17 protein-coding genes and 1 pseudogene are annotated in these 22,924 nt (G+C 55.1%); 14 read left to right on the top strand and 4 right to left on the bottom strand.

Translation table 11 applies throughout. The annotated features are described in order from the left end of the window. The first annotated feature begins 494 nt into the window (after nt 1-494). The 4 genes from AC2FGE_RS18660 (at nt 495) to AC2FGE_RS18675 (ending at nt 8,778) form a co-directional block, all read left to right on the top strand. Nucleotides 495-1,973 carry a Y-family DNA polymerase gene (locus AC2FGE_RS18660; protein ID WP_496820782.1) on the top strand — a complete coding sequence of 493 codons (1,479 nt, stop codon included), beginning with the start codon at nt 495-497 and terminating at the stop codon, nt 1,971-1,973. After that, nucleotides 1,970-5,353, top strand: coding sequence for an error-prone DNA polymerase (locus AC2FGE_RS18665; protein ID WP_496820783.1), 3,384 nt, complete (start codon nt 1,970-1,972; stop codon nt 5,351-5,353). The genes AC2FGE_RS18660 and AC2FGE_RS18665 overlap by 4 nt, the downstream gene beginning before the upstream one ends. 425 nt (nt 5,354-5,778) lie before the next feature. Next, entirely contained in the window at nt 5,779-8,280 is a 2,502-nt protein-coding gene (locus AC2FGE_RS18670; RefSeq protein WP_496820785.1) for an autotransporter family protein, read from the top strand. Then, nucleotides 8,281-8,778, top strand: a complete 498-nt coding sequence (locus AC2FGE_RS18675) for an invasion associated locus B family protein (protein WP_496820786.1) — start codon at nt 8,281-8,283, stop codon at nt 8,776-8,778. Between the two features lie 156 nt (nt 8,779-8,934). Here the strand turns inward: AC2FGE_RS18675 and AC2FGE_RS18680 are convergent, their stop codons facing one another. Then, nucleotides 8,935-9,969: an AraC family transcriptional regulator gene (locus tag AC2FGE_RS18680; RefSeq protein WP_496820787.1), complete on the bottom strand. Its 1,035-nt coding sequence runs from the start codon at nt 9,967-9,969 to the stop codon at nt 8,935-8,937. A gap of 205 nt (nt 9,970-10,174) precedes the next feature. Here AC2FGE_RS18680 and AC2FGE_RS18685 point away from each other — a divergent pair, with 205 nt between their 5' ends. Beyond that, complete coding sequence (locus AC2FGE_RS18685; protein WP_496820788.1) at nt 10,175-10,474, top strand: hypothetical protein; 300 nt, start codon at nt 10,175-10,177, stop codon at nt 10,472-10,474. 277 nt (nt 10,475-10,751) lie between these two features. Then, on the top strand, nt 10,752-11,087 hold the full coding sequence (locus tag AC2FGE_RS18690) for a hypothetical protein (RefSeq protein WP_496820789.1): 336 nt from the start codon (nt 10,752-10,754) through the stop codon (nt 11,085-11,087). A gap of 470 nt (nt 11,088-11,557) precedes the next feature. Here AC2FGE_RS18690 and AC2FGE_RS18695 read toward each other — a convergent pair. Beyond that, nucleotides 11,558-11,851: pseudogene (locus AC2FGE_RS18695) on the bottom strand (transposase); the annotation flags it as partial. A 336-nt stretch (nt 11,852-12,187) separates the two neighbouring features. Further along, nucleotides 12,188-12,568, bottom strand: coding sequence for a hypothetical protein (locus AC2FGE_RS18700; protein WP_496820790.1), 381 nt, complete (start codon nt 12,566-12,568; stop codon nt 12,188-12,190). Between the two features lie 72 nt (nt 12,569-12,640). Between AC2FGE_RS18700 and AC2FGE_RS18705 the strand changes: the two genes are divergently transcribed. The 3 genes from AC2FGE_RS18705 to AC2FGE_RS18715 are packed head-to-tail and all read left to right on the top strand — an operon-like array spanning nt 12,641 to nt 16,007. Then, nucleotides 12,641-14,212: a recombinase family protein gene (locus AC2FGE_RS18705; protein WP_496820792.1), complete on the top strand. Its 1,572-nt coding sequence runs from the start codon at nt 12,641-12,643 to the stop codon at nt 14,210-14,212. Then, nucleotides 14,212-15,111: a plasmid partitioning protein RepB C-terminal domain-containing protein gene (locus AC2FGE_RS18710; protein WP_496820794.1), complete on the top strand. Its 900-nt coding sequence runs from the start codon at nt 14,212-14,214 to the stop codon at nt 15,109-15,111. Before AC2FGE_RS18705 ends, AC2FGE_RS18710 begins: the two co-directional genes overlap by 1 nt. Next, entirely contained in the window at nt 15,108-16,007 is a 900-nt protein-coding gene (locus AC2FGE_RS18715) for a plasmid partitioning protein RepB C-terminal domain-containing protein (protein ID WP_496820795.1), read from the top strand. Before AC2FGE_RS18710 ends, AC2FGE_RS18715 begins: the two co-directional genes overlap by 4 nt. Before the next feature lie 645 nt (nt 16,008-16,652). Here AC2FGE_RS18715 and AC2FGE_RS18720 read toward each other — a convergent pair. Then, nucleotides 16,653-17,969: an aminotransferase-like domain-containing protein gene (locus AC2FGE_RS18720; protein ID WP_496820796.1), complete on the bottom strand. Its 1,317-nt coding sequence runs from the start codon at nt 17,967-17,969 to the stop codon at nt 16,653-16,655. Nucleotides 17,970-18,071: 102 nt separating this feature from the next. Here AC2FGE_RS18720 and AC2FGE_RS18725 point away from each other — a divergent pair, with 102 nt between their 5' ends. From AC2FGE_RS18725 to cysK, 5 genes are read left to right on the top strand one after another with little or no spacing between them, the layout of a single operon-like run. After that, nucleotides 18,072-19,280 (top strand): MFS transporter, encoded by a 1,209-nt coding sequence (locus AC2FGE_RS18725; protein ID WP_496820798.1) that lies wholly within the window; start codon nt 18,072-18,074, stop codon nt 19,278-19,280. Between the two features lie 13 nt (nt 19,281-19,293). Further along, the gene (locus AC2FGE_RS18730) at nt 19,294-20,217 is read left to right on the top strand and encodes a YqcI/YcgG family protein (RefSeq protein ID WP_496820799.1); all 924 of its coding nucleotides are present in this window, start codon (nt 19,294-19,296) and stop codon (nt 20,215-20,217) included. A 60-nt stretch (nt 20,218-20,277) separates the two neighbouring features. Next, nucleotides 20,278-21,096: an arginase family protein gene (locus tag AC2FGE_RS18735; protein ID WP_496820800.1), complete on the top strand. Its 819-nt coding sequence runs from the start codon at nt 20,278-20,280 to the stop codon at nt 21,094-21,096. 29 nt (nt 21,097-21,125) lie between these two features. After that, nucleotides 21,126-21,950 (top strand): diaminopimelate epimerase, encoded by an 825-nt coding sequence (gene dapF, locus AC2FGE_RS18740; RefSeq protein ID WP_496820831.1) that lies wholly within the window; start codon nt 21,126-21,128, stop codon nt 21,948-21,950. Beyond that, entirely contained in the window at nt 21,937-22,914 is a 978-nt protein-coding gene (cysK, locus tag AC2FGE_RS18745; protein WP_496820801.1) for a cysteine synthase A, read from the top strand. The genes dapF and cysK overlap by 14 nt, the downstream gene beginning before the upstream one ends. Nucleotides 22,915-22,924: the final 10 nt, after the last annotated feature.

Raw genomic sequence — 22,924 nt, forward strand, 5'->3', positions numbered from 1 at the left:
ATCATAACACCCCGTTCAGACCTCAATTGATCCCCCCGATCAATTGCCTAACGTCTTCAACTCGTCAGACCCATAACCTGAAGGCCAGAGGTTCAAACCCTCTCCCGCAACCAACGCCTCGAACCCATCTGGGTGGAAGTCAGACAAGTCCTCGTTCAGCGAGGACCTGCTGCGTTTTGAGGCTATCAATAGAATTCCTGCCAAATCGCCAACTAGATCGATCTGTGGCTGACCAACCCGCTCGTCAGGGGACAGCACAATGCGATCCACAAGAGCTCTGACAAGCTCAGAAGCTTACTCACGATGGTGCTCGTCATTCAGTGAGGCGATCCCCGCAACCAAATTCCAACAGCCCGTTCGATCTAAAAACAGTCCACCGAACTGTTCGCTTAACGATCAAACGTACAGGGCTTGTCTGCACGTTGAGCGTAAAGACTCGACTCCGGAAAAAGGGAAATTTAAAAAGAACAAATATAGAACATTTGGTGCCTGACATGTTCGACGAGATGCAACGCCGCATCATTTCATTGTGGTTTCCCCGGTTGGCGACTGACCGGGTTTTGCGCCAGTGCCCGATGGACGGACCTTTTGTTCTGACCCTCAAGCAGCGGAATGCCAATCGCATTTACTGCATGAATGTCGCGGCGGCAGAGCAAGGGCTGCATCAGGGTATGGCGTATGCGGATGCGCGGGCTTTTTGTCCGACCCTGCAAAGCGGTATGGCTGATCCTCAATCAGACTTGCGCTTTCTACATATCCTGCGCCGATGGGCGACGCGATATTGCCCTTGGGTGGGGCTGGAAGGTTGCGATGGGCTGGTGCTGGATATCACCGGGTCGGCGCATCTGTTTGGCGGTGAGGCAGCGATGCTGGCTGATATGCGCGGGCGGCTTGCACGGGCAGGGCTGTCGGTGCAGATCGGGGTCGGCGACACGCGCGGTGCGGCCTGGGCGCTGGCTCACTACGGTGAGGGGCAGGCACCTGTCGGCGATATGCTGCGGGCTTTGACCTTATTGCCGGTGGCAGCTTTGCGGCTGGAGGATAAGATAACTCTTGATCTGCAACGCATGGGATTGCGTACAATCGGCGCGTTGGCCGCAGCCCCGCGTGCACCACTGGCGCGGCGCTTTGGGGCCGGGGTACTGCTCCGGCTGGATCAGGCCTTAGGGGCTCAACCGGAAGAAATTACCCCGCTGGCCGATCCGCCCCATTATGCCGTGCGCATGACCCTGCCAGAGCCGATCGGGTTGCTGGCTGATGTTATGGCGGGGGCTGAACGGCTGTTGGTACAGCTATGCGCCAAGCTAAAGGCGCAAGAGATGGGCGCGCGCAGGCTGTGCATGACATTGCGCCGGGTGGATCAGGAGCATCAGCAGGTTGAACTGCGTCTGGCCCGGCCCTTGCGTGATCCTCATCGTATCCTACCGCTGTTCGAGCGCGGGCTGGGGGAAATCGATGCGGGGTTTGGCATCGACCAACTGAGGTTGGAGGCTGTGGAGGTCGAAGATCTGCCCGTGCAACAGCTCAGCCATGCTGCGGGGTGGGGGCAGGGTCAGCTGGAGGACCTGATCACCCGGCTGGGCACGCGGGTTGGGTTGGAGAATATTCAGCGGTTTTTACCGGCTGACAGCCACATCCCCGAACGTAGCTTCATCATTGCATCAGCCGCCTATTGTGAAGCCTCAAGGGGGTGGAGCAGCCAGCATCCGCGCCCTCTTTGCCTGTTCCCGCCCGAGCCGATTGCAGCAACGGGTCCACAGCCGCCCAGGCGTTTCCGCTGGCGGCGCATGTCGTTGACAGCAAGCCGCGCGACTGGACCAGAGCGCATTGCCCCTGAATGGTGGTTGGCCGACGAAAATTGGCGCTCTGGCCTACGCGATTACTGGCGGGTGGAAACCCTGCAGGGGCGCAGGCTCTGGCTGTTTTACACACCGCAGAATCCAGGTTGGTTTGTGCAGGGAGAGTTCGCATGATCGAAGTGAACCGCACCCACCGTCCGGTAGAAGCCTTTCGCCGTGATATGCTGGAGGCCCATGCGCAGGGCGCCGGGTATGCCGAACTATGCGTCACCACGAATTTCACTTTTCTGACCGGGGCGTCACATCCCGAAGAACTGGTGCTGCGCGCGGCTGAACTGGGGCTGTCCGCGATTGCTGTAACGGATCACAACTCGCTGGCTGGTGTTGTACGCGCGTGGTCGGCACTGAAAGAGTTGAAGCGGCAGACAGGACAGCCGTTGCAGATTCAGTCTGAGCAATGTGTGGATTCATCGTCACGGCAGGAGGTTGGCCACAGGCAAGCCCTTGCCCGGCCAGATTGCCCAACATTGCCTAAGCTGATTGCCGGCTGTCGGCTGGTGCTACGCGACAGTTCATTGGACTGGGTGGTGCTGCCCTGTGATCTGGCAGCTTACAAGCGGCTCAGCCGATTGCTGACCTTGGGCAAGCGACGCGCGGACAAAGGGAACTGCGAGCTGTATACGCATGATCTGCTGGCAGCGTGCAAGGGCATGATGCTGATTGCGCTGCCTCAGAGCAGCTTGCAGAAGGCCGCAGCGGATATACAGACCATGCGGCGGCATTTTCCCAATCATGTCTTTCTGGGTGCGGTGCCACGCTATGATGGTAGCGATCAGGCCTATTTGGCCGAATGCGCCCGGCTGGCGCAAAGAACCTGCGCGCCGATGGTGGCGGCGGGGGATGTGTTGATGCACCGGGCCAGCCGCAGACAATTGGCCGATGTGCTGACCTGTATGCGCGAACATATTACGATTGATCAGATAGGAACGCGCGCCTTGCGCAATGGGGAACGGCGGCTGAAGGCAGGCACCGATATGGCGCGTGTCTTTCGGGATCATCCTGCCGCGCTGCACCGCACATTGGAGATTGCAAGCCGCTGCAGCTTTGACCTGAGTGAGCTGTCTTACGAATACCCGGATGAGATCGCAACGGACGAACCACCTCAGGCTCGGTTGGAACGGTTGGCGCGTGAAGGGTTAAAACGCCGCTATCCTGATGGGCCGCCCGATAGGGTAGTCGAGTTGATGCACAAGGAACTGGCGGTGGTCGCGGACCTCCGGTTCCCAGCATATTTCCTGACCGTACATGACATTGTGCAGTTTGCCCGCTCACAAGGCATTCTTTGCCAGGGGCGCGGGTCGGCAGCCAATTCGGTGCTGTGTTACCTCTTGGAGATTACAGATGTCCCTCCGGGTCAGATTGCCATGGTTTTTGAACGGTTTGTGTCAAAATACCGAGGTGAGCCGCCGGATATTGACGTCGATTTCGAACATGAGCGGCGCGAAGAAGTGATCCAATGGGTCTATGAAAAATACGGCCGCCACCGTGCTGGCCTATGCGCCACCGTCATCCATTTCCGCACCCGCGCGGCGATCCGCGAGGTCGGCAAGGTGATGGGGTTGTCGCAGGATGTGACCGCAGGGCTATCCGGTCAGATCTGGGGCATGAACAATGGCGGCGTTGACCTGGACCGTGTGCGAGAGTTGGGGCTGGACCCTGACGACCGTCGCCTGATGCAAACCCTCCGCCTGATAGGTGAGATCATTGGTTTTCCGCGTCATCTTTCCCAGCATGTCGGCGGTTTCGTGATCACCAAGGGGCGTCTGGATGAGCTGTGCCCGATTGAGAATGCCGCGATGGAGGATCGCACCGTCATCTGTTGGGACAAGGATGACATTGATGCGCTCAACATACTGAAGGTCGATGTTCTGGGGCTGGGTATGCTCAGCTGTTTGCGTAAATCTTTTGATCTTTTGCAAGCGCATGAGGGTGAGGATCTGAGCATCGCCAAGGTGCCGCAGGGCGACACGGCCACCTATGACATGCTCTGCCGCGCGGATGCGGTCGGCGTTTTTCAGGTCGAAAGCCGGGCGCAAATGAACTTTCTGCCTCGGATGCGACCGCGCGAGTTTTATGATCTGGTGATTGAAGTTGCCATTGTCCGCCCCGGACCCATTCAAGGGGATATGGTGCAACCCTATATCCGGCGGCGCAACGGGAAAGAGAAACCGGAACCTTTTGGTCCAGAACTGGAACAGGTGACAGCACGCACGTTAGGGGTGCCCCTGTTTCAGGAACAGGCGATGCAAATCGCGGTGGTCGGGGCAGGCTTCACAGCGGAAGAGGCCGACCATTTGCGCCGTTCTCTGGCGTCGTTCCGGCGGATGGGCACGATCGGCACATTCCGGGACAAATTCATCAAGGGGATGCTGAATAAAGGCTATGACATTGAGGTGGCCGAGCGCTGTTTCTCTCAGATCGAAGGCTTTGCCGATTATGGGTTTCCCGAAAGTCACGCGGCCGCCTTTGCCATGCTGGCCTATGTTTCGGCCTGGCTGAAATGTCATCACCCGGCGATCTTTGCCTGTGCGTTGTTGAATTCTCAGCCCATGGGGTTTTATGCCCCTGCCCAGATCGTGCGCGACGCGCGTGAGCATGGGGTCGAGGTGCGGCCCATCTGCGTCAATCATTCGGAATGGGACAATATTCTGGAACGCCGCCCCGATGGCGCGCTGGCCCTGCGGCTGGGGTTCCGTCAGATCAAGGGGTTCAGGGAGGAAGATGCAGGCTGGGTCGTGGCCGCGCGGGGCAATGGCTACCCGGACCCCGAGGCGCTTTGGCTGCGTGCCGGGCTTCGTCCAGATGTGTTGACGCGGTTGGCCGAGGCGGATGCCTTTTCGGATATGGGTCTGACCCGGCGCGATGCGCTCTGGCAGGTCAAGGCGATTCAAAGCCCGAAACCTCTGCCGTTGTTCAACGATCCAATTGACGGGGAAATGGTTCACGAACCGCAGGTCAATCTGCCGGTCATGCAACTGGGGGAAGAGGTGGTCGAGGATTATGTCTCAACCCGTCTGACCCTGCGGGCGCATCCTATGGAACTTCTGCGCCCCGCATTGCCGGGATTGGTCACACATGCCTCTTTGCAACAGGTACCGCTGGGGCGGTACAACGTGTGTGGCCTGGTCATCACCCGCCAGCGGCCTGGCACGGCCTCGGGCGTTATTTTCCTGACGTTGGAGGATGAGACCGGGGTCAGCAACGTGGTGGTCTGGCCCAAGGTCTATGACCGGTTCCGTCGTATTGTGATGGGAGGGCGCTTGTTGCGGGTGACAGGGTATCTGCAACGCGAAGGGATCGTCGTGCACTTGATTGCGCAGGACATTCAGGATTTGTCACATAAGCTTTCCGAACTGGGGCATCCACAACCAGAAGCGCTGAGCACCGAAGCTGCCCGCACGGATGATACGCTCAAACAGTCCCGCTATCCCGCGCGGGCAATGCATCCGCGGGATCAAGCAAAGCGGTTGTTCCCAAGCCGGGATTTTCATTGAATGGCTGCCTGCAGCACCCAGCGATATAGCCCCCCCGATATTTCACGGGCTCGCTTGATACGATCCAAATTAGCAGTACAAAATCAGAATATAGATAAAATTGTTTCCAGATTGATGGTGTGCCATGATGTGTCAGGCGCTGTACATCGCTTTTTCTGCTGCACAGATAGGTGCAAGTGGTTTGCGGCAACGGTAAAAAAACGATGGATTTCCTGGTGCATGAGCTGGTGTGTAGAACAATCTCAGATTGAGCGCTGCAGTAGAATGGTGACGCGTGTTAACACTTGGTTAACTTGATCCTTGGAAAAGCGGGACACACTGGCTAGGATTAGGGCGTAACCAGTTAAAAGAAATTGTAGCCCGTGCCCAAAAATCAAAGCCTGTTGGCTCCGCTTCGCAAATCTAATCTTCTTCTGACCTCATCGATGGCGCTTGCCGTCGTCGGCTCTTATGGCCGCGTTGCATATGGTGGTAGTTGCACGCCGTCGGGTGGGGGAACCTATTCCTGCGCGGGTCCGGCATCCGGAGGTGACGCAACCATTACGCTGAACTCCGGCGCATCCCCTCTGACAATCACAACGCAGCCCGGGTTTGGGCACACGGTCTCTAGCGGGAATGGGCTCAATTTGCGCTCGACCGATAGCATTTCGTTTACAGATGCCAACAGCTCGATCATCACGGGATCGAATTTGGGGATTTACTCGCGCAATACGGGAACGGGCGCGATGACAATAACGGTCACAGGTGTTGTGACCGGGACAAACGGTACCGGGGTGTACGCGAATAACGCTGGAACGGCGACTGATATGACAATTTCCACCGTTGATACAAACGGCGGAAGTTTCGGCATCACTGCGCGTAACAATGGCACTGGCGCTTTGACGATCACGTCCACAGGAACGGCTTCAGGCAACACTCAAGACGGGATCAATGGAAGAAACGCGGGGACTGATCTAACGATTACCGCAGTTGACGTCAGTGGCGGACGCACTGGAATATTTGCGCAAAACACGGGCTCGGGCTCGATTGCGATCACCACGTCAGGTACTGTTACCGGCGGGACAGGCGCTGGCATTGCGACGCAGGCCGGTGCTGGCACAGCCGTCAATATCTCGCTGAATTCTGGCAGCACCGTCAGTGCCACATCCGGTAATGCGATCACCAATGACCAGTCTGACGCCACAGTGACCGTAAACGCGGGCGCGGCGGTCACCGGAGCCATAACCTTGGGCGATGGCAGCGATACCTTAGACTTCACCGGTGGTGACTTCAGCGGCGTTACCCTGTTTGACGGTGGCGATGACTCCTCCAGTGGGGACGGCTTTGTCGACACTTTGCGCTTTGGCAGCAGCGGTGCATTGGCTGGGGCAAACGTGACCAACTTCGAAGTGATCGAGATTACCAATAATTCGACGATCACACTGACCGACAACAGCCTGACCGCGGGTGATGGCGGTGCCGGAACCGGGCTTACAATCCAGTCAGGCAGCAGTTTGCGCCTGAATACCGGAGCGACCAGTCTGACCGGGAACATCACCAATGGCGGTATGGTCTCGGCGCAGAACGGAGCGGTGGGCGATGTCATCACCGTCAGCGGCGACTTTACGGGCACTGGCGGGACCATCCTGCTGGATGTCGAACTCGGCGGTGACGGGTCGGCCACGGATATGCTTCAGATCGCAGGCGACACCTCGGGCACGAGTTTTGTGTCGGTCAACAATATCGGTGGTGCCGGGGCACAAACCATCAACGGGATTGAGATCATCCAGGTTGGCGGAGCATCAAATGGAAGCTTCACGTTGAACGGAACGTCTCAGACAGCCAGCGGCGAACAAATCGTGGTTGCGGGCCCGTTTGGCTATCGGCTGGTTGAAACCAGCAGCGGAAATTTTGCGCTGTCCAGCCTGGACGCCTCGGGCAACCCGATCCTCGTTGGATCGAGCGTCGCATCATTTGAAGCTTTGCCGTCGGTTCTGCAATCGGTAAACCGTGTCCGCGGTTTCCAGGCGCGCACTGCGGCAAGAACTCCTGTTGCGCCGTCAGCGGACGCCACCAGACAGCGGGTTCGTGATTTTGGCACGGATGGCGATGTGTTGTCCTACCCCGATACCCCGGTCTGGCTGGAGCTCACCGGTCGGCGTAGCGAAATCGCACCGGTTCGGTCGGACGCAGGGATCAACACGGTGCGGACGGATACCTATACGATTGCAGTCGGAGCAGATACGCTGCTGTCCGAATTCGCCAATGGGGCGCTCTATGGGGGGGTGGCGATCAGCTATGACGATGCCTCAAGTACGGTGCGAACCGATCAGGGCAGCAGTGAAATCGACACGACATCGCTGGGTCTGACCGTAAGCGCAACATGGTTGGACGCGCGCGGCTTTTATGTCGACACACAGCTGCAGTACAACGACAACTCCAGCGATACGAGCGATCCTGCCACCGGGCTGGAGCAGAACGATATCGACTCGGACCAATACGCGGTTTCGGTTGAGGTTGGTCGCCCTTACGAGGTGAAGCCGGGCTTGGTACTGATCCCTCAGGCGCAACTGACCTATGCCTCGCTGGACGTGGATGACTTCACCGACAGTTCGGGTAACAACGTTGTTTTTGACGATGCCGACAGCGTTCTGGCGCGGCTGGGTCTGTCCGCAAACAAATGGTTTGCCAACAGTCGCGGTTCTGGCAGCTATTTTGGCATTGTGAACCTCTATCACGAGTTTGACCCGACCACCCGGATTTCGGCCGGTGGGATGGAGTTTAACGAGGAGATCGACGACACAGGTATTGAACTGGGCCTTGGCGCGCGTATGATCCTGAACGAACGTTACGAGCTTTCTGGTTCGCTGAACTACCTGACGGGTCTTGATGATCTTGGAGATAGCTACGAGCTGGAAGCCACACTCGGTTTGCAGGTTCGGTTCTGAATGATCAACATATCCAGGGTTCTGGCGTGGAGCGGGGCCGCCCTTGTCGCCGTGCCGGGCTTGGCCTCGGCTCAGACGACGGAAACAACATCCACGCAATATCAAAGCTGGACAGTGAACTGCACCGAAGAGGCTGATCAACGGCAATGTGCCATGAGCCAAAGCCTGAATTTGCAAAACCAGTCCGGCCTTTTGCTACGTATAGAACTGCGTAGAAACGCCGAAGGCGCGGCGTCGGGTATTGTGATCGTGCCATTTGGGTTGGACATTACCAAAGGTATTTCACTGTCAATTGATGGTGGCCCCCGGTGGAATTTGCCAATGCGAACCTGTCAGAATTTCGGGTGCGTTGTTCCCATCACCCTTGGGGCGGGCATTGTGGATCAAATGAAGCAAAGCAACACGGTGCAGGTCTCGCTTTATACCTTAGAGGACCGTCAAACGCTTGAAGTGCCGGTGTCACTGTCAGGTTTCACCGCCGCATTTAATGCGCTGTGATTTGTTTTGCTGGCATCAATCACCTAGATACGGATCCCCTGAGACTTCTACAAAGTCCAACGTGTCTATGAGACGTGTGCAGAGACATTGGCCGGAAATCGGCTAGGGGAGTCACCAAGTTTACAGTTTGGGCGGCTTTGTAGACCTAGGGGCGCCCTAACAAGCTCGAACACTTCCCGGAGAGTGGCCCGTCCAGCTTTTGTAGGCATTGGTGAACGCAGCCTGATCAGAGTATCCAAGCGCAAAAGCGATCTCGGAAAGACTGAGTTTGGGATCATCAAGATACTGTTCTGCCAGCCGTTTTCGAATGTCCACCAGTAGCTGTTTGTAGGTTGTACCTTCCTTGGCAAGTTTGCGTCCAAGTGTACTGATGCTCATCCCCAGCGTCTTCGCAATGTCGTCTTGCGTGGGGGCACTAAAAGACAGTCGCGAGCTTATTTCGCCTTGGACCAAAGAGCTTGTTTCACCGATGACCGGCGCGAGATCCTTCATCAGAGTTTGCACATGTGTTTCAAGGTGCAAAAGCAATGCCGGGTCGGCGTCTCTGATCGGAATATCCACAATGGCCTTGTCAAACAGGATGCCTGGAACCCGTTGACTCTGTTTGACGTTGACTGACAAAGCATCAGAGATTTGCGTTTGCGTTTCTTCATTCAACTCATGCGGAAGACGTATCTCAATGACGGGTAACGGCGTTTCAGCGGCAAGTTGAAGACTGGTCAGAAAAGCGGAAATTCGAAACTCATTATGTGCGCCATCGGCGCGCACCAGCTGGGATATGGAATCTACTTCCAAAAACATGCCATCGCGTTCCTCATAGAAGGAAAGCTTGGCAAACCCACGTGCCAGGCGGGCGTAGTCGACAGCCTTTTCAATGGCTTCTCCAACCGTTGGAGAGTTCAGAACGACATAGCTGATCAGGGTTGTTTTTCTCGGGTTGAATGTTTGTCCAGCTGAAATCGCAAACAAAGGATCATCGGTTTCTTGGATAGCCAACTCCAAGAGCCTCATCTCATTCCGGACATCCACAAAGCTTGGCGGGGTTTCGTGAATATCGATGGGCAGGTTGGCTGACCTCAAAAGTGCCACGATATCTGAACCACGGTGCTCCAGCAGCTTGGCGATGTGGTGAACGCCAAAGCCTGGAACATTCCAGGATTGGCTATCGGAGCTCACATTGTTTGCAGTCATGCTGACCTTATTCCAGAGGCTGAAGAGCCCTATCGAGTTGGGCCTTTTTCTGTTGAAGTTAAGAATAAACAAGGCGCGAGCGCCAAGCCAAGCAGTATCGGCGCGACTTGACCGAAAATATCAAAAAGCTGAGCGCCACTCGCAATACCCAAAGCCGACGCGACCCTAGATTGGAGATGTAACAAACACACAAGGAGATCCAAAAATGGAACGCTTTAACACTCTTAAAAATCTCATCGTCGCACCGGCTTTGATCATTGCTCTGTCAGCCGGAGCCGCCATGGCAGGGCCAGGTCAACATTTTGGGTCAGGGAATCACTCCAAACCCGTCGCCCAACATGATCACGTCGGGTCGCAACAAAACGCCCAAACTGATTTCCTGGAGCCAAAGGTTTCCTCCAGCTTGCCGGAAGTCGACAAAGATACAATTATTGTTGTTACAACCACCCGATCAGGCAAACAGCTGCAGGAAGTTAAAGAAGCATATAAAGAAATTCTTCGTTAGTGGCAGTGAAACTGCTGCTCGATGTAGTGCCTTCATCCGTTTCGGGTTTACGATCCCTCGCAAATAAATGGATCTGCGTGTGATCGCAAACCCGGGACGTTCCAAATTCGATCATCAGAATTGCCCTGGTTCCTTTGCATGTAGATCTGTCACCCTCATGCCAAGCGGCATCAGGGCGACTTGATGGAAAATCACAAAGCACTGAGCTTTGCGAACAATACTCAAAGCGATCACGCTCCTAGGTTGGAGATGTAACAGCAACACGAGGAGTTCGAAAATGAAACGCTTCAACACAATCAACAAACTCATTGTCGCACCAGCACTGGTGATGGCACTGACCGCAGGATCGGTCCTGGCAGGACCGGCTGACAACTTACGCGGCAAGGCTCATCTCAGGTCTCAAACCGGCCAGTCTGAGAGATCGCAGGATGTATTGCAGAAGCTTCAGCAGCTGCCCGCGGTTGAATATATAGACACGATTGGTTTCTCCGCGGGTGAAGATTTGAAATTCAAACAATGGCAAGACAACCCGACCGAAATACCGATTGGGACTCAGTTTGGCGTCAAAAATGCAGCGTACGCTGCCCGGTATTGGGTAAGTCAGAACGACTAAGTGTTTCGTGGCGCTATAGCACTTTCAGACCACACTGCAATGGGGCTGGGTGTTGAACCCAAGGTGCTCCGGGTTACTCCCGTGACCCGGAAACCGAAAAGCCATTCGGGATGCGTAGCCCCCGAGCGCTAGTATGAGACATATACAAGTTGACACTGGATTGCACGGTGAGCGGCCGATAGAAACAAGGTGAACCGCCGTTGGCATCCCTGCAATCCGAGAACTGTTTTCGATATATATGTGTGTGAAAGCGGTCATTGATGCATTTGCGGGAAATGGCAAAGTTGTCCGCATTTCGCAAGTTCAGGCAGCCTTTGATTTTGCACTCGCAGCGAACGGCCGGTTCGACGGGCCGCAATGCAGCGATGAAGGTTCTTAGCCAATGTCCGATTCCCACAGATTCTGTTGAAAAACAACGTGTTGCTGGCGCAGAAAGAGGTCGCCTGAGCTGGGCGCGAGTGCCTTTCTGATCAGGCTTTTCTCATTTGCTGCGGTGCGGTAAAGATCTTCGCCAGTTTGCGGAGGTTCTGGGCGGTGGCGGCGAGGAGGAATTCGTCATTGGCACCACATGGTCCGCGTAATCGGAGCCGTCCGAGGCCCAGGATGCGTTTGAGGCGGGCAAAGAGCATTTCGACCTTCTTTCTGAGCTTCATTGAGATCTCGTACCGAGGGGTCTTGGCAATGTCGCGCGCGACCTGACGGGCGTCTTCGTGCTCCTAACGGGTGATCTTGCGGGCATCGGCGTTCGGGCAACATTTGGCTTTGGATGACCGCCGTTGTGATGATCTCATCGTAGGCGGTCCTCATGCCGTAAAGGGCCATTGGCAGCGAAGAGCGCTCTGAACCTGTTCGGCCGTATTCAGCATTGGCCGAACAGAGCTTCGGCGTCTGATCTGCAAATCAGCCCTGATTTTTCCCAAAAGAAGTCAGGATCAACGAAATCGGTCTGGGTGCTGGATGAAAGATATTAGGTCAAAAAAGGAAATGTTCTGTCGCTGGTGGCAGAACTGTGTGTCGCCTCACAAAGCATGTCGGGCGACACATAGTTTTGCCATTTGCGACTCAAAGGCTTTCCATCACGTTGGAGCAACCGAAAGAGTCTATTCTGGTTTTTGATCGCCCTCATCGGTGCAAATCGTATCTAAATCACTCAAAATTCCGGCCAGTTCTTCTCTGACAAGCTTTAGCCGTGCTATCGATATCGCTTCGCTCCGTCCCGCCAATTCGAGTACAACCGCAAAAACTGTGTCTGAATGCTTCATCAATGCGATCAGGTTTTCGCCTGTTGGTCCGTGTGAGCCAGATATCCAGTTCTTAGCCGTTCGTTCACTTGCTCCAGTCCACCGCATCGTTGATTTTGTAGCTCGCCCAGCCCCACCCAGTTCTTGAGAAAGAGCGTCGCTGATCGCCTCCCTGTAGTCTGACGCCGAAACGCGCTCGTCGCACTTTCGATGAAACGTGTTGCCCTTTTTATGAAGCATGTTTCTGGACCTCTCCCTTTAGGATTGAGAAAGGAATCGCAGAGTTCCCGTACAGGTTTGCAAATTTGAGTGGTGGGAGCCGCAGCATTGAGTTGGCCGAAGAACAAGACAGACAGGGAAAACCGCCGGAACGCCGCAAAGTACGTTCGCATGTCGACAGAGCATCAGCGCTACTCGACCGAAAACCAGGCCGATGCCATCCAGCGCTATGCCGATGAACGCGGCTACAAAATTATCCGAACATATTCTGATGCAGGTAAAAGCGGATTGAGAATTCAAGGCCGCGCGGGCCTATCGCAATTGATCGACGACATCGAAACTGGCCAGACCGAATTCGGAACTGTTCTCGTTTACGATGTCAGCCGTTGGGGGCGCTTCCAGGACGCCGATGAAAGCGCCTACTACGAGTATATCTGCAAACGGGCGGGCATTTCGGTCGAGTACTGCGCGGAACAGTTCGAGAATGATGGCAGCCCAATGTCCACCGTAGTCAAAGGTTTAAAGCGGGCAATGGCAGGCGAATACAGTCGCGAGCTTTCGCAAAAGGTCTTTGCGGGGCAGCAGCGGCTGATCGAGTTGGGCTATCGACAAGGCGGCGCAGCTGGGTTCGGGTTGCGGCGGATGCTGATTGATGAAGCAGGACGTACCAAGGGCATTCTTTCGCGAGGTGAACACAAAAGTATTCAGACCGACCGAGTAACACTTGTTCCGGGTCCGGCCGATGAAATCGCAATAGTGAACCAGATCTTCTTGAGGTTTGTGAACGACGGTTGGTCTGAAGCTGAGATTGCGTCAGACCTGAACCAGCGCGAAATTCGAACCGATCTGGATCTGGATTGGTCACCAGCGGTTGTGCGTCAAATTCTGACCAACGAAAAATACATCGGGAATAATCTCTGGAACCGCAATTCCTTCAAACTCAAGAAACGCCATGTCCGGAACGATCCGGAAAATTGGGTCCGCGCTGTTGGTGCCTTTGAAGCAATCGTTGACGCCAACCTGTTCGACGCTGCCGGAGCAATTATTGCAGCCCGCTCCCATGTGTTGTCCGACGAAGAAATGCTAGATCGGCTAAAGGAGGTTTTGGAGAAAAACGGGTATCTCTCGGGCTTTGTCATCAATGAAGCGTCAAAGCTTCCATCCAGCGGGGCCTATCAGAACAGATTTGGTAGCCTGTTGCGCGCTTACAGGCTCGTCGGCTTCAAGCCTGACAGAGATTACCGGTACATTGAAATCAACAGACGATTGCGCAGCCTGCATTCCGACATCATCCGGGACATCATCGCCGGAGTCGAAGCCGTTGGCGGAGATGTCGCTCATGACCCCAATACAGATACTCTCATCATCAATGACGAGTTCACCGTTTCCGTTGCCATTGCGCGCTGCATGCAAACAGGCGCAGGTGCGTATCGCTGGAACATTCGACTGAACACCGGCCAGCTCCCCGACATGTCCATCGTCGTCAGGATGGGGCAGTCAAACAGAACGCCGCTCGACTACTATTTGCTGCCTACCTTTGACATGACCAAATCAAAGCTGCGCTTGGCGGAAAACAACGGTTTGTCCCTTGATGCATTCCGCTTCGATAACCTGGCGCATTTCTTCGACATGGCCGCACGTACGCCAATACTGGAGGCAGCGTGATGGACCATGCGCCGGTCGGACACACTGTTCTTGTTCCTGTCGATGCAATTACCGTCGTAAACCCAAGGCTCAGGAACAAAAAGGTTTTCGACGAGATTACCGCGAACATCGCGGAGCTTGGGTTGAAAAGACCCATAACGGTTGCTGCGCGTGAGACTGAGGACGGAAGTGAGCCAGCATACGAATTGGTCTGCGGCCAGGGCCGTCTTGAGGCATTCAAGATTCTTGGCCAATCTGAAATACCGGCGATCGTCATAGATGCCAGCAGCGAAGATTGCCTTGTTATGAGCCTGGTGGAAAACCTCGCGCGCAGGCACCACCATTCGCTGGACTTGCTCAGAGACATTGGGCGCCTCAAAGAAAGGGGTTACTCTGAAACTGAAATCGCCGCCAAGACCCAGCTGTCCAAAAAGTATGTCCATGGCGTGATAAAGCTTCTGGAAAGTCATGAACACCGCCTTCTGCGTGCAGTGGAAAGCGGTAAGATTCCGGTCAGTGTTGCCGTTGACATTGCGGACGCGGATGACGTCGGCGTGCAACGTGTTCTGAGGCAAGCTTATGAGAAAAAGCTTCTGCGCGGCGGCAGACTCCTGGCGGCCAAACGTCTGGTTGAGGCGCGTCAGAAGCATGGCAAGGGCCGCGCGAGCACTGGCGAACGACCGCGTAAAAGCCTGTCGGTCGAAAGTCTGCTCAAGACTTATGAAAACGATGTCGAGAAAAAGAAGGTTTTACTGAGAAAAGCAAGTGCGACGCGAAGCGAACTGCTCTTTCTGACGCAAGCGCTCAAGACCCTGATGGCTGACGAAAACTTCGTCACTTTGCTTCGCGCCGAAGGGCTAACCAATCTGCCAAAGCAGGTTGCAGACCGGTTGGCGCAATCCGAGGAGGTGTCCGCATGACGGTGACCAGGAAAGAACGGACGGTTGTAGCTGCTTTTGAACAGGAGCTGGTGACACTCTCATTCGAGAATATCGCGCCGCTCTATGTGGTCACGCCGCAAAAGAAGGCCAGCATCAAATTCAAACAGATCGCCGCATCAGTTCAGGAAATTGGCCTTGTTGAACCTATTGTTGTGTCCCGCGACCCATACAACGCTGGTCAATACACTCTGCTTGATGGGCATCTGCGCTTCGAGATTTTGAAAGACCAGGGTCAGACACATGCGCGATGTCTTGTCTCCACGGACGACGAAGCCTTCACCTACAACAAACGCATCTCTCGTCTCGCGACGATTCAAGAGCACAAGATGATCCTGAGAGCCCTCACTCTTGGCGTACCGGAGGCCCGTTTGGCGAGCGCTCTTAATGTCAACATCAAGACCCTGAAGCAGAAACGCCAGCTTCTGGATGGTATCTGCGATGAGGCGGCGGAACTGTTAAAAGATAAGCAAGTGGCTTTGACCGGGTTTCAGATTCTGAAGAAAATGAAGCCGATCCGGCAGATTGAAGCGGCGCAACTGATGGTCGCCATGAACAAGTTCACTATCAACTACGCCCGATCGCTTCTGGCCGCGACACCCGAGAGCCAGTTGGTGTCAGCGGAAACGCCGAAAAAGATCAAGGGCATTTCACGCGAGCAGCTGGCGCTAATGGAGCGTGAGTCAGCAAACCTGGAACGGGAGGTCCGCCTCGTCGAAGACAGCTACGGCGCGGATCATCTCGATCTCGTCCTGACACGCGGTTACATCGCGAAACTGATGCGCAGCGAGCCGATCACACGCTACTTGTCGCTGCACCATGACGCATTCTTACCCGCGTTTGAAAAGATCACAGAAAACGAGGCCTTCACTTCCTGAACCCTCACGACTGATTGGAATTGTTTTTGGGGACCCGGACCCATCAAGCGCGGAGACCGCAGGAGACGCCGCACGGTGGGGCGGATCAAGCGCGGCGATGGGGAGGACGACGAACCCGTCGGAGCCCATCAGGCCGGGCCAGACGCCCGGCAGGATTCTCGAAAGTCTGCGCGTGCTTCCCAACACAGAGGCACGCGCAGACAGCTTTTGGCTGAAATGCCTCACGATAACCTTCCGCGAAGATCGCTGAAGCGGCACAATGTGAAGCGATATCTGGTTAAGTGGTCTGCTAATCATCGAGACCAACGTCCACTGCTTCAATTCACCTGCTAGCGGTCATTGATCCTGCATGCAGAGAAGGTTGGAAGAGAGCCCTCACTGTGAATTTGATTTTCTCGTTGCAAGTGCAAACAGCGCAGATTTTGCCGCGTGCGCATCAATTTGAGCACGGTAATGCGGCGTAGCGAGCGGCCATTCGTGCCGGGCGCAGCGAATTTTCATCAGGCAATGAGTAAAGCGCGGTACTTAGTGAACTATTACCGCGGTCGCGCCAGCGTCCGATTATTGGGCTACCGAGCGACAGGCGGAAGGTTTGATGTTGTGATGTTCAATTGTTACCCGACTGAGCCAAAGTTCACTATGGAACTAAGCCATGTCTACAACTCTGCAGATACTCTCTAAACTTAGCGTTAGACCTTCCTCGCTGATTCCCCCAAAGGCCAGACGTAGTGCATTATCCGTGCCGGGTGGCACTGCATATGGCTCTGCCGAGGAAACTGCGACACCCCTTTCCGCCAGCATAGATACGATCGGATCAGCCCGCTTTCGTTTCGGTAAACGCACCCAAGTGAAGCTAGCGTTTCGATGTGAACAGATACCGTATCCGTTCAAATACTCATGGCAAAGCCGCTGCCCTCTGGCACCGGCCTCCCTACGCCTGTTCTCAAATTCCAAGATTGAGCCATCTTCGATCCAGTGCGTAACCAATGCGGTAATAACAGCGGGTGTGTTCCAAGTTGTTGCCCGGATCGCCATCGTCACAGCTCCAGCCAAGTCCGGAGGCACCACTATGTACCCGAGTCGCAGGCCCGTCGCCAAAACCTTGGACACACCGCCAATGTAAACGGACCGCTCCGGCGCAAGTTGAAGAAAACTTGGCGGCGGGTCAGTTTCAAGAAAATCGTAGGCTCCGTCTTCTATTACCAATAAGTCAAAGTGTCGGGCGACAGCGACAATTTCCCGGCGCGTTTTCTCGTCCATCACCGATCCTAGTGGATTGTGAACGGTAGGGGTGAGATAGACCGCGCGGACTGATTTGGTTTTGCAAAGACGAAGCAAGGATTCCGGATTCATGCTTCCTTCGCTCTCAGCAACTGAGTGTAGCGAAAGGTCCCGTAAACCGACTACTGCGCGAAACCCCGGATAAGTTAGCTGGTCAGTTGCAACGATGTCGCCTCGCTTTAGGAGACCCAGGGCGACAATCGAAAGTCCGTGTTGGGCGCCGGATGTGATGAACAAGTTCTCTGCATCGATCTCTCCAACTCTGTTTGAGAGATAAGCAGCGATGGTCCGCCGCTCACTCAACACCCCGCCATGTGGTTGATAGCGCAGAACAGAATTTAGGTCTCCGCGTCTGGCGAGCCAACGCAAACCGGACCGCAGGACGTCCCCGTCACCGGGATCGGCTGGCATGTTGAACACCAGGTCAATCGGCGGCGCATCCTCAAACTGTTCGATTCCAAGGGTGAGCGGTAATTCCGGGTTTCTGACGAACATGCCACGTCCGCCTTCCCCTACAATGAAGCCCCTTTGCTTCAGTGTTTTGTACGCACGCGTTGCTGTCGCTAAAGCCACTCCGTTTTGCTCTGCAAAGGCCCTGTGTGTTGGCAGGCGCGTTCCAGGGGGGATTTCACCGGATTTGATCTGCGCTACCAATTTTTCTGCTAGGTCCAGATAAACCATGTTTGGCCTCAGCACTTTTCCGCTGTCCTTAGTACAATGCAATAATTGTGATAACGGCGGTTCCGTGTCAACCTCAGGTTTAGTTTTCTGAAGGATGTCACCATGCGAGAGACCATTAGCCACGCGATTCTCGCGTTCGCGTTGTTTACCACAACCTATGCAGTAAATCTGCAAGCTCCGCTGTATTCTGTATATGCGGAGAACAGCGGTGTTGGGGCAACCGCGGTCACGATTGGCTTCGCCGCGTATGTAGCAGGTTTGATGCCCACGCTGATCTTGCTCGGCGGCATGTCAGACCGAATTGGTCGCAGGTTACCAGTGGCGATGGCGCTAGCCTTGGGCGTCGGCGGAACGGCACTGTTGGTTGTCGCTCCTACGTGGCCCTCCTTGGTATTTGCCCGTTTTGTTCTGGGGGTTTCCACAGGATTCGCTACCACAGCCGGGACGGCATACATGGCTGAGCTATTCAGTCAAGATCGTACGAGACAAGCCACATTGCTGGTAACGTCCGCCACCTCATTGGGTTTTGGGGGCGGCGCGCTGGCAACTGGTCTCAGCCTCGCCCAGTGGGGTCCAAGCATTATGCCTGTCAGCTTTGTCGCTCTATTCCTTGTTGCCCCAATTTTGGCGCTGGTAGTGCTTGCTCTACCCAAAGCAGACAACCCGCAAAAAGTGGCCATGCTGCGTTTGCCTGTCTTTCCTGAAAGAACATGGCAATACGGAATGGCGCTGGCGCTTGCCTGGTCTACCACCGGTATGACCATTGCAGTTGTTCCGCTGCAACTTCATACGCAGGGACTCGGGGCATATACTGGGTTGGTCATATTCCTGGCCATCTTCGTTGGGTTTCTGTCGCAGCCGCTGGCCCGTAGGTTGACGAACATAAGCGCATTGCGAGTTGGATTTGTTCTCGTGCCGCTCGGCTTTCTCATGGTGTTGGTTGGCGTCGGGCTCCAGGAAATCTGGCTGGTTCTTGCAGGAACGGCGATCACAAGTTCGGCTAGCTATGGATTTACATATCTGTCGAGCCTATCGGAGTTTGCAATCCGCGCGCCGGAAAACCGCGCACGCGCCGCTGCCGGGTTGTTTGTCTATGCGTATGTTGGGTTTTCGCTGCCAACGATTGCAAGTGGCGCCATGGCCGATAAGTTTGGCCTTCTCACAGCAATGTCGGTTTTTGCCTCGCTGCTCGTCGCCGTAACAATTGCGGTTGGATGGTTAGGCAGATCGACCGGCCGTACCGAACCCGCAAACCTAACCGAAGAGCCAACATTCCGCGGCGAGTCGGCACCGGCGGTCAAATCAGGCTAAAGCCGCGAATACGTTGTCGCAGGTCAGGGTAAATCGCACCCATTTCATCAAGGGAAAATTTGAAGCCATGACAACAGATGTTAATGATTTATTGAGCACTGAACAGCGTGTCACAACGAGTGTCACAGTATTGCAATCGCAACCTTACGTTGCGGCAACTGCGCAGGGATGGCACAGGGAAGCCTACGACGACGTTTACGACCGCCTGGCCAACGAAAACGGATTTCCGTGTGTGTTTTCAAAGAACGCGATCCGTAAGGGCCTGCTGAAGTTTATCTTTGTCGAAGGAAATGGCCTGGAAGATATGAAACGTTTGGCAAAGGGGCTCATGGCCTTTGTCGAGGTGAGTTCAGATTGGAATGGCGAGTTAAACACGGCCTATCCACTGGTCGTTGCGTTTTCAGAAAACGCTATCTCGGCCCGCAGCGTCGAAGAATATCACGCCTTTGGATGGCGAACGCTCCTACGCCTTCATTCATTGGACAATCAACCTTGGCCCCAGGATGTACCGTCTGACCCCGGCTCGACGGCTTGGTCGATGTGCTTTAGCGGGATGCCAATTTTTTGCAATATGAGCAATCCAGCTCACCAAAGGCGGGCGAGCCGAAATTTAGGGAAACATTTCAAATTGGTCATTAATCCGCGCGAGCGGTTTGACAAAGTTGCAGGCGATACCCCTGCCGGTCGAAGAGCCCGGGCGAACATCCGCGAACGAATTCTTACTTACGATGGTCAGCCACACTGTCCTCAACTTGGGTCCTATGGGGAAGATAGCCTCGAGTGGTGGCAGTACAGCCTCACCGACAAAAACGAGATCCGTACAGATAGATGCCCCTTCAAATCGACCCGATCGCCCAGCATCACCCAGAAATGCCCACATACCGGTGAACATTTGGCCCCTGGACGAGCTGGAGAGAAAGGAACTGAAACAACCTAACGTCGATTGAACTCGCCTGATTCAGAAATTCCAACCTGATCCCAAAAGGACACACTAGATATGTTCGAACTCATAGTTTCCCAAGGAAGAATAGCAGATCGCAAAGAACGCACAATCGAGGGCGCATTGCAGACCGCGAGAATGCTGGAAGAAGCCCTTGGACTCAAAGGGAAGTATTTCGGAACGCCTGAGCCTGCGAAAACTGACGACTGGACGCTCAGCCTTCCAGAGGCAGAACAGACTTTGGTCTGCCTGCAGGCCGCCATCGCGGACAGCATCGAAGCAAGCCGAACACCTATCATGGTCGCCAATACTTGCTCGGCCAGTCTTGGCTCGCTGCCAACCCTTGCTGAGCGATATCCGGAAGCCATACTGCTTTGGGTCGATGCACACGGCGATTTCAACACGCCGGATACGACAGGCTCTGGATATTTGGGTGGTATGGTGCTGGCCGGGGCTTGTGGTCTTTGGGACAGTGGGCACGGAAAAGGGCTACGCCCTGATCAGGTGATTTTGGTCGGCGCACGCGACATCGACCCCGAAGAGCTCGCGCATCTGCGTAGGTCCGGTGTCCGAATTTTGCCGCCCGAAGAGGCGACGCCTGACGCCGTACGCGAGGCCGTGGGAAAAGCACCAGTCTGGATTCATGTTGATTGGGATGTAATGGAGCCCGGCCACATACCTGCCGATTACAGTGTACCGCACGGGTTTCTGCCGAAACAATTGCGCGAGATTTTCCAGGCGATTCCCTCTGGTCAACTTGTCGGCTTGGAACTTGCAGAGTTCCACGCACCGCTTTCGGAATCCGAGAGTCGCGCACCGTTGAAGCACATCCTGAGCATAATCGAGCCTTTGCTTGAGCCGGAGGTAGTCGTTTGACCGGGCTTGAGCACATCCCATTCACCAAGATGCACGGTGCCGGCAACGACTTTGTCGTTCTTGATCTGCGGGGACGTTCGGAGCCAACGCCCGAATTATGTGCGGCAATGTCCGATCGAAACACCGGGATCGGGTGCGACCTCGTGCTAGGGATTGAGCCGCCACGTTCACCTCGCGCATTGGTCTCGTTCCGTATCTGGACCTCTGACGGGCAAACCTCACAGCAATGCGGAAATGGTGCCAGATGCATCGCTGCATGGGCTCAAAGGACCGGGCTCACCGCTTCTGATGCTTTCGAACTTGATAGCCCGTCCGGGCCACTCGAAATCATGTCGCTCGGTCGCGATACATACTCTGTCAAGTTGGCACCGCCGTCTTTCGATCCGGACGTACTACCCCTTCACGGCTTTAAGAAACAAAGCCCTCCCTATTCACTCGAAACACCTGAGGGCAATGTCATTCGCTTTGGCACAGTGTCCATGGGCAATCCACATGCCGTGATCGAGGTTCAGGACATAAAGGGTGCACCCGTCAAAACAGTCGGACGGCTGCTTCAGAAGATACCTGAACTGCCAGAAACCATCTGTGTCGGTTTCGTAGAAATTGTTGATCCAGATCACTTGCGGTTGCGTGTCTTCGAATTTGGCGCAGGGGAAACCCTCGCATGTGGAAGCGGTGCCTGCGCTGCTGCGTCGTACCTGATGCAGCAAGGCCGGGTCGGTCGAGATGTCTCAGTTTCGATGCCTGGTGGGACGCTTCAGATATCTTGGCCTGACAATCATCAGGCACCAATCACAATGACAGGCCCTGCAGCCTTTGTTTTTGAAGGAGAATTCGCTTATGCCACTATTTGATAGCATTCTAGATACCATTGGCCGGACGCCGATTGTAAAGCTGCACCGAATCCCACCAGAGCATGTAGACATCTACGTCAAGGTGGAGTCTTTCAATCCAGGCGGTTCGGTGAAAGACCGGCTTGCGCTCGCCGTAGTCCTCGATGCTGAATCAAAAGGTCTACTGAAACCAGGCGACACAATCGTCGAATGCACGTCCGGCAACGTGGGCATAGCGCTGGCTATGGTGGCGGCAGCTCGTGGCTACAAATTCGTCGCTGTAATGTCGAATACCTATTCACTCGAAAGGCGCAAGCTGATCAGAGCATACGGCGGCAAGGTGCTGCTTTTTCCTGGTGAATTGGGCAGCAGTGGAGGCAACAAAATCGCTGATGACCTGGCGGACAAGCACGGGTGGTTCCGGGCACGGCAATTCGATAACCCTGCAAATCCAGCCTACCATCGTGAAACGACCGCAACCGAAATTCTGAGTGATTTCGCAGGAAAGCGTCTCGATTATTTCGTAACCGGCTTTGGTACCAGCGGAACATTGACCGGTGTTGGTCAAATGATGAAACGTGCTCGACCAGATGTGCAAGTAGTTTGCGCGGAACCAGAGAACGCCGCGGTTCTGGCTGGAAAGTCGTGGAATCTGCATGAAATTCAAGGGTGGGCGCCAAACTTCGTACCAAGCGTCATGGACCAGACCGTCATCGACCACCTTCAACCCATAAACGAAACAGTCGGACGCGACACAGCTCGTCGGCTGGCTGCTGAAGAAGGCATCTTTGTTGGCATTTCAGCTGGGGCAACGCTCGCGACGGCTCTTGAGGTCGCCCATACCGCTCCGCGTGGTTCTGTTTTGTTGGCCATGCTGCCGGATACAGGTGAACGTTATCTATCCACATTCCTCATGGAAGATGTGAGCGAAGGGTCGGATGACGAGTGGCTTGATTCACTGGACCGCGAGTTGGAAACAGCCTGATCTATACACC

Source organism: Ruegeria sp. YTSA075 (assembly GCF_059610245.1).